This is a genomic window from Streptomyces sp. SudanB182_2057 (genome assembly GCF_964272715.1).
Classification (GTDB): Bacteria; Actinomycetota; Actinomycetes; order Streptomycetales; family Streptomycetaceae; genus Streptomyces; species Streptomyces rubradiris.
Map to the genome: position 1 here is coordinate 882,406 of NZ_OZ186798.1, position 13,201 is coordinate 895,606.

Below are 13,201 nucleotides of genomic sequence, written 5' to 3' on the forward strand. Positions count from 1 at the left end.
GGGTCGGTTCAGCGGTCGCGCAGGGCCCTGTGGGCCGCGTCGAGGCGTTGGATCTCGTCGCGGGCGGAAGTGTCGCCCGAGGCGTCGTCGGCCCAGGCGAGCAGCCGGTGGACGTGTGCGTCGGCGGCGTCGGTGACGACGCGGGGCCTGCCGAGGGCCACGTCGCCGCTGGTCCCGTCGATGGTGACGAGCGTGCCCTCCGGAATGGTGCGGCCCGCGGCCGTCACGCCGGCGCCGTCGGGGTCGACGACGAGACCGGCGACACCCACGACGGCGGGCTTTCCCATGGCGCGTGCGACGACCGCGGCGTGGCTGGCGGGACCGCCGCGCGCGGTGACGATCCCGGTGGCGGCGGCGAGGCCGTGCATGTCGTTCGGGGAGGTCTCCGGGCGTACCAGGACGACCGGACCGGTTCGGGCCATGCGTACCGCGCCGTCCGCGGTGGTCGCGATCCTGCCGGTGGCGACACCCGGGCAGGCGCCGATTCCCCGGGCGAGGACGTCGGCCGCCGCGGCGGACGCGATGCGCGGTGTGCGCACGTGCCGGAGGTGGACCGGCGAGACCCTGAGCAGTGCCTCCTCCCGTCCGATGAGTCGCTCGTCGACGAGTTCGGTGGCCAGGCGGACCGCGGCACCGCCCACGAACCGGCCGGGCCGGGCCTGAAGGAGCCACAGCTTCCCGGACTGGAAGGTGAACTCGACGTAGCAGGCGTCGCGGTAGTGCCCTTCGATCCGGCGCAGGGCGTCGAGCAGCCCGGTCCACACGTCCGGCTGTCGCTCGGCGAGTTCGCGCAGGGGCCGTGTCGTCGATCTCCCGGAGACGACCTCTTCTCCCTGGTGTCCGAACAGGACTTCACCGAAGGGGACGTTCTCGCCGGTGTTGGGGTCGCGGCTGAAGGCGACTCCGGTGCCGCTGTCGCCGTCGCGGTTGCCGAAGACCATCCGTTGGACGATCACAGCTGTGCCCAGGTCGTGCGGGATGTTGTTCAACTCGCGGTAGGTGCGCGCGCGGGGTGCGTCCCAGGACGAGAAGACGGCTTCGACCGCCTGTTTGAGCTGGTGGGTGGCGTCGTCCGGGACGGGGCGACCGCTTCGACGCCGTACGAGGTCCTCGACTGCTTGGATCGACTTCGTCAGCGACGCTTCCTCGGCCCGCCGCCCCGGTTGCCCCGCGGGGGCGGCCGGGGCGGCGTCCGCGTTCGTGGTCGCGGAGGCGAAGCTCGTCAGGAAGCTCAGCCGTGAGTCGAGTGCGAACGCCCGGTCGCCGGTTTCGGCGGCGAGGCCCTCGGTGGCTTCGGTCGTGAGGCCGAGGTTGAGGATCGTGTTCATCATGCCGGGCATGGACACGCTGGCCCCGGAGCGGACCGACACCGCCAGCGGCTTGTGCGGCCCCCCGAAGGTGCGCCCGGTGGAGCGTTCGAGGTCGGTCATGGCCGTCGCGAGTTCGTCCTCGAGATCTTCGGGAAGGCGCCCGTCCCGCAGGAAGGCGCGGCAGGCCTCCGTGGTGATGACGAACCCGGCCGGCACCGGCAGGCCGAGACGGTGCAGTACGACCAGGCCGAATGCCTTGCCGCCCAGGGACTTCACCGTCCCCTCGGCCTGGGCGGAGAGCGCGCGGATCCACCTCATCGCCGCAACCCCAGGGTGGCCAGCAGGTCTTCGTGCAGCTCCGCCCAGACGATGTGGTACGACGCGGTGTTGTCGGCCACGTACTCCAACTGGCCGGCGTGGGCGCGTTCGAGGGCTTCGGTGAGGCGGATACGGTAGCGGCCGAACCGGGGCAGGGCCGCGGACAGTTCGGCGCAGACCACGGCGGCGCGTCGGTCCAGGTCGGCGAAGCGGGCGAGCACCCGGGAGTCGTAGTCGGGATCGCCGTGGTCGTTGACGCTCATGACGCCGTCGACGGCGCGGAGTTGCCAGGCCGTACAGAGGTCGAGCAACTCGGGGTTGAGGACGAGGAACCGCTCGTACGCCGCCGTCACCCGCTCGCGGGCCCCGGCCGACTCCAGTTCCCGGGTGATCCGCTCGGCATCCGCCGCGCGGCCGGCGTCCGTGAGGCTCCACCCCGGTATGTCGCCGGACAGACGGGTGACCAGACCGTCGGCCCCCAGATCGATGAGCTCGGACTCGGCATCGGATGCGTCGAGCCCCGTGATCGCGTGGAGCCGGGCGAGGGTGATGGTGCCGGCGCAGCGCAGGGCGTGCAGCACGAGCAGGCCGGTGTTTGTCGCGCGGGCTTCGGGCCAGGTCATGGGTGGTCCTTCCGGGCTTGTGGTTCTGCTGCGGGAGATTCGTGGGTCGTCGCCGGCTCGCGGGGCGCCGCACGAACGTGACCGGCCTCGCCCGCCGCCGCGCAACGCACGGCAGGCGTCCATGACATGGGTGACGGCCTGAGCGGTCGGGCTCCCGGCCCGTGACCCGGGCGATGACGGCGGCGGGGTCGGCGGCGGCCGGGCGGAGGACGACCGTGTGTCCGCCGAGCCGGCGCCTGAGGTCGGTGAGTGTGCCGGAGGCGATCACCCGCCCGTGACGGTCGTCTTGCAGGCGCCGTTGGGCCCCGACAGTCCCAGCACCTGCCCGCCAGGAGCGGAGAGGCTCACTCCGTCGACGGCCGTCGTCCGGCCGACTGTCTTGATCAGTCCATCGGCCTCGAACCCGTTGCCACCGACGACCATCTTCGATGTTTGCACCATCTGGATACCACCATCATCTGGATGTGGCTTGTATCCTGACACACGAGGAGCCGAAGGGGACACAATGGCGAGACTGACCCGCGCACAACAGCAGGAACGGACCCGTGCGGCGGTGCTGGTCGCGGCCCGGCAGGAGTTCGCCGAGTTCGGCTACGTCGAGGCGAAGATCGACCGGATCGCCGAGCGGGCCGAACTGACCAGGGGGGCGGTCTACTCCAACTTCACCGGCAAGCGCGCGCTCTACCTGGCGGTACTGGTCGACGCCGCCGAGCGGGCGCGGGACGCCGCCGAGCCTCCGGCCGAGTCCCCCGGCTCCGTCGGACAGGCACTCGGCTCGTTCGCCCGGGTGTGGCTCGAACGGCTGCCCTTCCTCGGTGACACCCCGGGCAGCGGCCATTTGCAGTTGCGCTCGCTGTCCGGGGTGCTGGGCACCGAGGCGGCGCGGACCGCGCTCGCGGAACTCGTCCGGTTCGAGGCGCTGTTGCTCGCGCTGGCGCTGGAACCGCGTACCGCCGTGCGCGCCGGGACCGTGCGGCCCGCCGGGCTGGCCCTGACCCTGCTCCACGGCGCGGCCGGCCTCGCGGAGAACGCCCCCGGCGTCGGCGACCCCTTCGATCTGGCGCGCGCGGCCGAGCATCTCGCCGGTATCGCCCTCGGCGACGCCCCGGAGCCACCGCATCTGCCCTATGTCGCCCCGGCGCGCCCGGCCGAGACCCCGTGGGCGCCGCCGAGCGGTCTGCGCGACGAGATCACCGGCGGGCCGGTCGGCCTCGGCGACGACGGGGTGGTCGTCGTACTGGGGGTGGGGCGCCTGACCGCGGCCGAGGACGCGATGCGCTCGGCACGGCCGGACGACGAGGCCACGATCGTCGTCGTCACGAGCGACCCCGCCGAGACCGGCCGACTGGCCCGGCTCCGGATCGTGGATCTCGTCGGCTGTCTGCGCCGGGTGTTCACGGCCGACCGGCTGCCCCGGGTACGCGTCGTGCTCGACGACGCCGGCACGGTCCCGGCGGCCCTCGGCCACCCCTCGGCCGACGACCTCACCGAAATCGCGGTCCGGGTGCGCGACGGACTGATCACGGCCCGGGCCACCGGCCGCGGCGCGGGCCACGCCGTGGCCCGCCACCACTCCCCCGATCCCGGGCGGAGCGGGGCGGTGTGACACCGGGCGCGCTCACGCCGACCGCGTGCCGGGGGCCCGTCGGCCGGTGCGGGGGACCTGCGGCCCTATGTGCTGAGGGACACCGAGCCCAGGACGCCGAACGCGGCGTGCACCTCCTGGTCCGGCAGCAGGTCGACCGCGCCAGTCCAGGATCCGGCCAGTACGAGGTCACCTGCCGCGATGCCGGTACGGAATCCCGCGAGGATGCGGATCAGACAGGCCGCCGACGGGCGCACCGGAGACTCGGCTCAGTCGGCGGTGGCCCGGCGCAAAAGGGCCGTGCCGGGGTCGGCGAGGTATGAGGGCCGCGGTGAGAGGTAGCGCGGCCCGCCGTGGCGACCGGTCGTCGTCCGCGACACCGGGCCGGCCGCAGCCTGCCGACCGGCGTCAGCGGGGCAGGACGGTGGGGCCGGGAGCCTCCTGAGCACCGGTCGTAGATGTCGTGATCCACACCGAGGCCCGGAAGACCCTCACCTGTTCAGGCACCCGGCACGCGTGCCGTCAACGCCCCTTGACAGCGCACCTAGCGCCTCGGCAGTCGGTGCAGGGTCACGTCCGTGAGCGCTCCGTCGGCCGCCGTCGCGGTGAGGTAGGTGCAGTGGGGCTGGCGGCGGCGGTCGGTCGGGGAGCCGGGGTTGAGCAGGCGCAGGCCGCCGGGGGCGGTGGTGTCCCAGGGGATGTGGCTGTGCCCGAAGACCAGGACGTCCAGGTCCGGGAAGCGGGCCGCGCACCGGGCCTCGCGGCCCTGGGCCGGGCCGGTCTCGTGGACCACGCCGAAGCGCAGGCCGCCCAGTTCCGCACGGGCCACCTCGGGCAGCCGGGCGCGCAGCTCGGGGCCGTCGTTGTTGCCGTACACACCGATCAGCCGGCGGCTGCGGCTCTCCAGCAGGTCCAGGGTGGCGGTGTCGACCCAGTCCCCGGCGTGGAACACGACATCGGCGTGCGGGAGTTCGTCGAGCAGTTGCTCCGGGAGCCGCTTGGCCCGCTTGGGAAGGTGGGTGTCCGACATCAGCAGGAGGCGCACACCGTCAGCGTAGTACCGCGGCGGTGCCTGCTCCGGGAGGTCGGCGGCACCGTACGCGTCACCGCACCGGCCCGAGTGCCGGGTCGGCGAACAGGCCGCCTCGGCCACCAGACCCGGTAGTGAGCGTTTTCTTCCGTGCCCTCCCCTGCGGCGCCCCCATTCGGAGGGACAGGTTCCGTAACTGTCCGAAACCTTGCCGTCATCCGGAGGCCACCCTATTCTCGCGGCGCGGAAAGCGCTTTCCCGCGTTGGCCGAGCACGACGCACCCCCCACACACCGCACGAGGAGCACCACCCTGAATCCGAGCCGCGTCCGGCGGCGAACGACCGAGTGGGAGACGACGATGAGACGACCAGTCGCGATGCGACTGTACGCGGCCCTGGCCACGCTGGGCGTGGCCGCCGCGACCGGGATGGTCGTGGCGATGCCCGAGCAGGCGTCGGCCGCCGTCGGAGGCGCCACGGGATACGCGACACAGAACGGCGGGACCACCGGCGGCGCGGGCGGGCAGACCGTGCGGGCCACCACCGGTACCGCGATCCACGCGGCCCTGTGCTCCCGGGCCAGCAGCAGCACCCCGATCACCATCCAGGTCGAGGGCACCATCAACCACGCCAACACCAGCAAGGTGTCCGGCAGCAGTTGCAACACCGCCGACGGCGTCATCGAGCTGAAGCAGATCAGCAACGTGACCATCGTCGGGGTCGGCAGCGGGGCCGTCTTCGACCAACTGGGCATCCACATCCGCGAGTCCCGCAACATCGTCCTCCAGAACGTGACGGTGAAGAACGTCAAGAAATCCGGATCCCCCACGTCCAACGGCGGTGACGCCATCGGCATGGAGAGCGACGTCCGCAACGTCTGGGTCGACCACGCGACACTGGAGGCCTCCGGCGGGGAGGACGAGGGCTTCGACGGGCTCTTCGACATGAAGGACGGCACCCAGTACGTCACCCTGTCGTACAGCGTCCTGCGCAACTCGGGCCGGGGCGGTCTCATCGGGTCGAGCGAAAGCGACTTGTCGAACAGCTACATCACGTTCCACCACAACCTGTACGAGAACATCGACTCCCGCGCTCCGCTGCTGCGCGGCGGCACGGCCCACATGTACAACAACCACTACGTGCGCCTGAACGAGTCCGGGATCAACTCCCGGGCCGGCGCCCGCGCCAAGGTGGACAACAACTACTTCGAGGACTCCAAGGACGTCCTGGGCACCTTCTACACCGACGAGTTGGGCTCCTGGCAGGTCGCCGGCAACACCTTCGACAACGTGACCTGGACCAGCCCCGGCACCGACAACCACCCGGCCGGCCCGAACCCGCAGTCCAACACCACCGTCGCCATTCCGTACGCCTACACGCTAGACGCCGCCGGTTGCGTGCCCGGCGTCGTGAGCCAGACGGCGGGCGCCGGCAAGGGGCTGCGCGTCTCCGACGGCAACTGCGCACCCCAGACGCCGACACCGACACCGACCCCCACACCCACGCCGACACCCACACTGACCCCGACGTCCACGCCGACGCAGCCCGGTGGGGCCAACCTCAGCATCGGAGCGGGTTCCGACGGCTCCAGCAAGGCCGACGGCACGAGCTACGGCAACGTGCGCGACGGTGACCTGAACACCTACTGGTCGCCGGTGGGCACGACCGGCTCGATCTCCATCAAGTGGGGCTCGCCCACCACCGTCTCCTCCATCCACATCCGGGAGACGACGGGGGCCGCGGGCCGCGTCGTCTCCTGGCGCGTCCTCAACGGCGACACCGGGGCACAGCTCACCTCCGGCAGCGGCGCGGGCGTCATCTCCCTTCCCCAGACGACGCTCTCCAAGGTCACCTTCCAGATCACCGGCGCGAGCGGCACCCCGCAGGTCGCCGAGTTCGAGACGTACGCCGGGTAGGGCCGCGCACCGGCGTCCGCCCGCTCCCCGGCCGCCGCACCGCTCCGTCCCAGGGGCGGCCGGGGTGCACGGCTACTGCCCGGCGGGCGCCGGTACGAGACCGTCCGCGACCAGCCCGGCGAGGACCGCTTCGCCGAGGGCGCGGACGGCGGACTGGGGGCGGACCATGACGGTGAACTCCTTGATCCGGCCGTCGTCGTCGAAGTGCAGCAGGTCGACGCCGTGGATCTCCTTGCCGCCCGCCCTGGCGCGGAAGAGCAGCACCGCGGAGGCGGCGGACGTGTCGTCGGCGCTGGTTCGCGCGGTGCCGGTGTAGTGGCCGAGGTAGCGGAAGTCCTCAAACGTGCGCAGCAGGACCTTGAAGAGGCCCCGCACCATCGGCTTGCCCTCGAAGGGGGTGAACTTGACCGGGCTGTAGAAGCGGATGTTCTCGGCGAACAGGTCGTCCAGCGCTCCGAGGTCACGGCTGTTCACGGCGGTACGGAAACGGTCGGCAGTGGTCACGGCTTCCTCACCCTCATAGTCATGAATGTGACTAGTCATTTTCATGACTATCATGGCCTGGGCATCCGCGACAGAGGCAGGCAAGGAGACGGCCCGATGGCACTACGGCACGCCGTGCTGGCGGCACTGCTCGACGGGGAGCTCAGCGGCTACCAACTGGCCAAGGCGTTCGACCTCGGCGTGGCGAACTTCTGGTACGCCCAGCCGCAGCAGCTCTACGCCGAGCTGGCCCGGCTGGAGAAGGACGGGCTGGTCACGGGCCGCGAGGTGCTCCAGCGATCCCGGCCCAACAAGCGCCTGTTCCGGGTGACCGACGCCGGGCTGGCGGAGCTGGGAGAGTTCACGGCCGCCTCGGCGAAGCCGTCCTTCATCCGCGACGACCTGCTCGTCAAGGTGCAGGCAGCCGACCATGTCGACCCCGCCGCCCTGATCGCGCAACTCGCCGAACGTGCCGCCTTCGCCCAGGCCAAGGCCGACCTCTTCGGCAAGCTGCTGCGCGGCATGCGCGGTGACCGTACGGAGGAGGAGTACCTCCGCCACGGCGAGCGCGTCGGCCCCTATCTCACGTGCCTGCGCGGCCTCGCCTTCGAACAGGGCAACCGTGACTGGTGCGAGCGCACCATCACAGTCCTGCGCGAGAGGCAGCGGGCCCGCGCCGGGCACTGACGTGCCGTACCTGACAAGCCCGCCGGTATCCGCCCTTTCCGACCGCGCCGTCCGACTGCGCCACGGACCGGGAAGCAGGACCCGGAAGACGGCCTCCTGCCCAGGCAGTTTCCTGGATCATCCGGTCGGCCCGGCCGGCCGGACGAAGACGGCGGCGAGGTAGGTCGCGGCGATCCAAGATCCGCGGCACGACGGGCTCAAGGACACAGCTTTCCTCGGTACGTGCCCGTCGGCAGGTCGGCTTCGGTCTCCTTGGGCAGCTGCTCGTCGCCGAGGACGCGGCACAGATCTTCGGCCCATTCCTTCGCGCGCAGACGGTCTTCCTCGCCCCCGGTGGCGTCGGGAGAAGGCGGCAATGACGCATCGAGCGGTTCGGCCTCGTGAAGAGCGGGTGGGTCTGTCCGCCCGGTGCCGGTGACGACCAAAGCGACTATATGCCTGTCTTTCTGCACCGCAGTGCCTTCCGGGGCGAAGGGAGCCACCTCCCAACCGTCCGGCCGAGAGGACATGACGGCTCTCGTTGACAGGGTGACGACGCTATTACTGTAAAGGAGTGTCGGCGGCCCCTGGTCGGGGACGGCAACGGCGTACGGCTGGTCGGTGCGCGTAACCGTTTCCCGCCACTCGGTCCTGCCGGTCGTCATGTCGTACACGGTGACGTCGGTGCTCCACAGGTCGGAGGCGGTCCTCCTGTACCGGGAGATGGCGAGCCGGGTCAGGTCAGGGCTCAGGGCGTGATGCAAACCCGAAGTGTAATCCTCCTCGACCTGCTCGAACTTGTGGGTTTTCCGCCGGTCCGGGGGCGATCCACGTAAGTTCCACAAGGACAAGGTGTACGTCCTCCTCCGAACCGAGGCGTACCCCTTGACGGGTGTTTTCTCCTCGGACAGCGTCACTACCCTGTCCTGGCTCACGCCGATCACCTCGGCGCCGCCCCGAAGGGTCAGTTGTCGTGACAAACTGCCGTCGGCGGTGTCCCAGATCAAGACCTGGCCAAGGTTGCTCCAAAGGAGCGTATTCATCCCGAGCCCGAAGAAGTAATCGCCGTATTCCGGGCTGAAGAAAGCGCGGGAAGTACCAGCGGGTGTCTCCAGCTTTGTCTTTTTGTGGGTACGTACGTCGTACAGGAAACCTTGGCGCTTTCCCTCTCCCTTGGCGTACACCACCAGGGATCCGTCCGGGCTGAGCGCCCGAACGGAGATGTCCTCGCCGATGGTCGATCGCTGGAAGCCAGAGCCGTCGCGCTGCCAGACCACACCCTTGCCGTCGGCACTCCGGGAGGTGACGACTTCTCCCCGACGGCTCACGCCGTAGGCAGCGCGGGAGTCCCAGTCGGAGTCGGGGCTGTACAAGGGGATCAGCAGGTCCGCGTCGCGGTACCGGTCGTGCATCCCACCCAGAAGGGCACGCGTCCGCGCTGAGTCATGAGTGCGGTACGCCCGCAGGGCGAGCAACAGGGCGGCATACTTGTCGCCGTTGCCTTGTGATGCCGCGACCGACCTCTGCCACAGTTCGCGTGACGCCGCCTCCGCCTGTCCGGGGCCGCTCGCGCCGCCCTGGTCCAGCGTGGCGGCGAGCGCGGAGGCGGTGACGACGACGGCGGCGACCCCGGCGGACGCCGCCGCGAGCCTGCGGCGGCGTGTGCTCCGAGCGCTCACGTCGATGAACTGTACGTCGACGGCGCTGAGTTCATCGGCACGTCGACGTTGCCAGCGACGGGCGTCGCGCAGATCCGCACCGCGCAGCAGGCGGTGCCGAGAGCGACCGGAACGTTCCCAGTGCGCGGCCCGCCGGCGCAGGTCTTCCTGCCAGGAGCGGAACTCGTGGTCGTCGGCGACGATGTCCCGCAGCCTGGACCACTGAGTGAGCAGTGTCTCGTGTGCCAGCTCGACTGTCTCCTCCGGTGGCCCGTCGTCGGGCAGGTGATCCTCGCCGGGCACGACCAGGCGGGTGGACATCAGCCGCTGGGCGATCCGCCATCTCGCCGACGGCAGCTCCGAACGGCGTACCGTACGGCGGGCGGGGGCGGCTCGGCCCTCGGCGGGATGCACCAGCTGGGTGAGCAGCGCCCTGGCCTCCCGCTGTTCGTCCTCGGTCAGCCAGACCATCCACACCCGCTCGGCGTAATTGGCCAGGGCATCGTCCACCCGTCCCAGGGACTCGTACGCCGCGTGCCCGATGACGCCGCGCTCCTGCCGCTCCCACAGTCGGGTGAGGGTGAACTGGAGCAACGGCAGGCGTCCGGGATCACGGCCGATGTCGGCCAGGATGCGGTCGACAAGCCCGGGTTCGTAGGTCACACCGGTCCGGTCCAGGGGACGTTCCACGGCGGCGCGCAGTTCCTCGTCGTCCATTGCGACGAGCGTGAACATACGGTCGCCGGACAACAGCGGGGCGAGCCCCGGGTGCCCCAGCGCGGTGGTGAGGAAATCGGCGCGCAGGCCGAGCAGGACCTGGAGCCTGGAGCCGGGCTCCAGGCAGTACCGCAAGGCGGCGGCGAACGGTGCGAGGTCGGTCTGCGCCGGACCGACCAGCGCCTCCTCGAGTTGGTCGACGACCAGCAGCAGCTGGTCTTTGCCCTGCCGCGCGAGCAGACGTTCCACTACGGCCGGCATCTCTCCCTCCCGCAGCAGGCGTTCCAGCCGCGGGCGGGCCTCCAGCCGGGCCGTCTCGGCCAGGTCGGGTTCGAGAAGGGGCAGCAGCGCCAGCGCGAGGGTGGCGAGTGGGTTCGGCCCCGGCCGTCCGGGACGCAGGACCACCGTCTCCCGTCCGTGCCCGCCGGCCGCCCGCAACAACGGTAGGACGCCGGCGAACAGCAGCGAGCTCTTACCGCTTCCGGACGGCCCGACCAGACAGGTCGCGGGCGCGTAGCCGAGGCGGTCGACGATCCGGCGGGCAGGCTCCTCCCGGCCGTGGAAGAGCGCGGCGTCCCGCTCCTGGAATGGTTCGAGAGCGCGGAACGGGCTGACAGCCAGCGAGGCGTCACCGAGCATCGGCCAGCTCGCGCGCAGTGTGCGGGTGGGGATGGCGTAGGCCGTGCGGATGCCCGCGTCCTGGTCCGCGGCCACGACCATGCCGACCACGCCACCGCTCTCGGTGTCCCACACCGGTGCGCCCGAGAAGCCTTGTCGGATCGCGTGCTGGGCGGCGGGGTCGGTGTCGTACTGGAACCAGTCGGCGCCCTGCATGCCGCGCAGCCAGCCGACGCTCCACACGCCGTCGTCATAGCCGGCCGGGAAGCCGAAAGTGCGCACCCGACGGTCGGGGCTCGCCCCGTCGTCCACTAGGCGGGCTATCGGTGCGTTGGCCGGTGGTTCGGCGGACAACCGCAGAACGGCGACGTCACCGGAACCGTCACCGCCGAGTGGAGTCCAGGCGACCACGCGGGCCTCGATCCGGTGACCGGGCCGGGCGAGAGGGAAATCGACATCCAATCGGCTCTCGGGTAGTTCCGGCTCGTCCGGCGTGACGCCGAGCACTTTCGCGACCACGTGGGTCGAGGTCAGAATGTCTCGTGGTCCGATGAGGAAGCCTGCCCCCCACGGGCGGCCCGATCCATCGAGGATACGGACGACAGTGGCGTCCCCCGGCGCTGCGCTGTCGAACTCCATGGCCCTTGTTCGCACCTTGTCTCGAAGGCGTGCGAGAGGCTCGCTCGGCCTCCTCGTACCCGAGGATCAACGGCTTGCGACCGTTCGTGGAGAACGCTTTCGGCCATAGTTGCCGCAAGGCCGCCCTCGCGGGGGACAGCCTTCAGGGTCAACCAGGTACTCGGTTCGTCACCGCGGCTCGCCATGTCGAGCCCCCCGGGCGGCAACACCCAGGGCCCCAAGGCGGTCGACTACTTGCGCCGATGGCTCCGCGGCTGCGGCATCCGCCACCGCATCGCCCGCAAGGACGTCGGGCTGAATGCCCCAGTTGGAGTGTCTGAACGGCGCATGTTTTCAGCAGTGCCCCGGCTTGCCTCGAAGCTTCCACCGGCGGCCCACACACTCTCCCCGCCCACGCCACCCCAGCGACCTGTCCGACGCGCGATGGGAACAGCCGCCGATCTCATGAGCCGCCGAGTCACCCAGGAAAGCACCCCAACTGGCGCGACACCTAACCCAAGCCGAACGGACACCAGCGAACCAAACGCTCACTCAGAACGTCCGGCTCAGTCATCTAGACCGCTCGTCCCGTCAGGCGGCGCAGGCCGCGTGTGGTGCCCAGGAGGGCGGCGCCGGCGCCGAGGGCGGTGGCCGCGGGGTGCCGGAGCAGGGTCTCCTGCCAGGAGCGGCCGTGTGCGCTGTCGTCGAAGGCGCCGTGCGCGCCCTGGTCGTCGGCCGGGGTGCGGTCGACCGGTTCGAAGAGGTTGTCCAGGTGGGCCGGCGGGACGCTGTCGGTCTGCTGGGAGTCGAAGCCGGTGCGGGCCAGATAGCGGTCGAGCAGCGCCGGGAAGAGCCGGTTGGCCCAGATGGTGCCGACGGTGGAGGCGCCGACGTAGTACTGCTTGCGGCGCGGGTGGTCGGCCGCGTACAGCACGCCCCGGGCGGCCACCTCGGGCTGGTAGATCGGCGGGACCGGCATGGGGTGCTTGGCCAGCCGGGAGCGGACCCATTCGAACTGCGGGGTGTTGACGGCAGGCATCTGGGCGACGGTGATGCGCACGCCGCTGCCGCGGTGCAGCAGTTCGGTGCGCACGGAGGAGGTGAAGCCGTTGATGGCGTGCTTGGCGCCGCAGTACGCCGACTGGAGCGGGATGGACCGTTCCCCGAGCGCGGAGCCGACCTGCACGATCGTGCCCCGGTCGCGGGGCAGCATGCGCTTCAGGGCGGTGCGGGTGCCGTTGACGAAGCCGAGGTAGGTGACCTCGGTGACCCGTTTGAACTCCTCGGCGGTGATCTCCTCGAACGGCGCGAACACCGTGGCGAAGGCGCAGTTGACCCATACGTCGACCGGTCCGAACGCCTGCTCCGCGGCCTCGGCCGCCGCCTCCAGCTGCGCCGGGTCGGCCGCGTCGGCGACGTGGACCAGGGGCCGTCCGCCGAGCGCCGCGACCTCGTCGGCCGCCGCCTGGAGGCCGCCCTCGCCGCGCGCGACCAGGACGACGTCGGCGCCGCGCCGGGCGTACAGGCGGGCGGTGGCGCGGCCGATGCCGGCGCTGGCGCCGGTGATGACGACGGTGGGGGGCATGATCTTTCTCCTCTTGCAGCACGATGTCCGACACGGTGTACGGCATGGCGTACGGCGCGGTGTCGCGCCCTCCG

General features: G+C 71.0%; 11 protein-coding genes. 3 read left to right on the plus strand and 8 right to left on the minus strand.

The features are described from left to right. Nucleotides 1-8: 8 nt before the first annotated feature. From ACSURM_RS03605 to ACSURM_RS03615, 3 genes are all read right to left on the minus strand, one after another. On the minus strand, nucleotides 9-1,628 hold the full coding sequence (locus tag ACSURM_RS03605; RefSeq protein WP_436953392.1) for a pyruvate, phosphate dikinase: 1,620 nt from the start codon (nucleotides 1,626-1,628) through the stop codon (nucleotides 9-11). Further along, entirely contained in the window at nucleotides 1,625-2,251 is a 627-nt protein-coding gene (locus ACSURM_RS03610; protein WP_436953394.1) for a transcriptional regulator, read from the minus strand. Before ACSURM_RS03610 ends, ACSURM_RS03605 begins: the two co-directional genes overlap by 4 nt. A 264-nt stretch (nucleotides 2,252-2,515) precedes the next feature. Further along, entirely contained in the window at nucleotides 2,516-2,692 is a 177-nt protein-coding gene (locus ACSURM_RS03615) for a hypothetical protein (RefSeq protein ID WP_436953396.1), read from the minus strand. Nucleotides 2,693-2,756: 64 nt separating this feature from the next. On the opposite strand from ACSURM_RS03615, the gene ACSURM_RS03620 reads away from it, so the two are divergent. After that, entirely contained in the window at nucleotides 2,757-3,857 is a 1,101-nt protein-coding gene (locus ACSURM_RS03620; protein WP_436953398.1) for a TetR family transcriptional regulator, read from the plus strand. 65 nt (nucleotides 3,858-3,922) lie between these two features. On the opposite strand, the gene ACSURM_RS03625 is transcribed toward ACSURM_RS03620, so the two are convergent. After that, on the minus strand, nucleotides 3,923-4,093 hold the full coding sequence (locus ACSURM_RS03625; RefSeq protein ID WP_436953400.1) for a hypothetical protein: 171 nt from the start codon (nucleotides 4,091-4,093) through the stop codon (nucleotides 3,923-3,925). A 287-nt stretch (nucleotides 4,094-4,380) separates the two neighbouring features. Continuing rightward, nucleotides 4,381-4,881, minus strand: coding sequence for a metallophosphoesterase family protein (locus tag ACSURM_RS03630; protein ID WP_436953402.1), 501 nt, complete (start codon nucleotides 4,879-4,881; stop codon nucleotides 4,381-4,383). A gap of 344 nt (nucleotides 4,882-5,225) precedes the next feature. Between ACSURM_RS03630 and ACSURM_RS03635 the strand changes: the two genes are divergently transcribed. After that, entirely contained in the window at nucleotides 5,226-6,782 is a 1,557-nt protein-coding gene (locus ACSURM_RS03635) for a pectate lyase family protein (protein WP_436953404.1), read from the plus strand. A gap of 72 nt (nucleotides 6,783-6,854) precedes the next feature. On the opposite strand, the gene ACSURM_RS03640 is transcribed toward ACSURM_RS03635, so the two are convergent. Beyond that, nucleotides 6,855-7,286, minus strand: coding sequence for a nuclear transport factor 2 family protein (locus ACSURM_RS03640; protein WP_436953406.1), 432 nt, complete (start codon nucleotides 7,284-7,286; stop codon nucleotides 6,855-6,857). A 96-nt stretch (nucleotides 7,287-7,382) separates the two neighbouring features. On the opposite strand from ACSURM_RS03640, the gene ACSURM_RS03645 reads away from it, so the two are divergent. Beyond that, nucleotides 7,383-7,952, plus strand: a complete 570-nt coding sequence (locus ACSURM_RS03645; protein ID WP_436953408.1) for a PadR family transcriptional regulator — start codon at nucleotides 7,383-7,385, stop codon at nucleotides 7,950-7,952. Between the two features lie 197 nt (nucleotides 7,953-8,149). On the opposite strand, the gene ACSURM_RS03650 is transcribed toward ACSURM_RS03645, so the two are convergent. Both ACSURM_RS03650 and ACSURM_RS03655 read right to left on the minus strand, forming a co-directional pair. Next, nucleotides 8,150-11,563: an nSTAND1 domain-containing NTPase gene (locus ACSURM_RS03650; protein ID WP_436953410.1), complete on the minus strand. Its 3,414-nt coding sequence runs from the start codon at nucleotides 11,561-11,563 to the stop codon at nucleotides 8,150-8,152. A 553-nt stretch (nucleotides 11,564-12,116) separates the two neighbouring features. Continuing rightward, nucleotides 12,117-13,127, minus strand: coding sequence for an SDR family oxidoreductase (locus tag ACSURM_RS03655; RefSeq protein WP_436953412.1), 1,011 nt, complete (start codon nucleotides 13,125-13,127; stop codon nucleotides 12,117-12,119). Nucleotides 13,128-13,201 lie beyond the last annotated feature (74 nt).

Excerpts from the sequence above, each read along its gene's own strand:
- ACSURM_RS03645 (WP_436953408.1), top strand. The coding sequence starts at position 7,383 with ATGGCACTACGGCACGCCGTGCTGGCGGCACTGCTCGACGGGGAGCTC.
- ACSURM_RS03615 (WP_436953396.1), bottom strand. The coding sequence starts at position 2,692 with ATGGTGCAAACATCGAAGATGGTCGTCGGTGGCAACGGGTTCGAGGCC.
- ACSURM_RS03605 (WP_436953392.1), bottom strand. The coding sequence starts at position 1,628 with ATGAGGTGGATCCGCGCGCTCTCCGCCCAGGCCGAGGGGACGGTGAAG.
- ACSURM_RS03635 (WP_436953404.1), top strand. The coding sequence starts at position 5,226 with ATGAGACGACCAGTCGCGATGCGACTGTACGCGGCCCTGGCCACGCTG.
- ACSURM_RS03620 (WP_436953398.1), top strand. The coding sequence starts at position 2,757 with ATGGCGAGACTGACCCGCGCACAACAGCAGGAACGGACCCGTGCGGCG.
- ACSURM_RS03650 (WP_436953410.1), bottom strand. The coding sequence starts at position 11,563 with ATGGAGTTCGACAGCGCAGCGCCGGGGGACGCCACTGTCGTCCGTATC.
- ACSURM_RS03655 (WP_436953412.1), bottom strand. The coding sequence starts at position 13,127 with ATGCCCCCCACCGTCGTCATCACCGGCGCCAGCGCCGGCATCGGCCGC.
- ACSURM_RS03610 (WP_436953394.1), bottom strand. The coding sequence starts at position 2,251 with ATGACCTGGCCCGAAGCCCGCGCGACAAACACCGGCCTGCTCGTGCTG.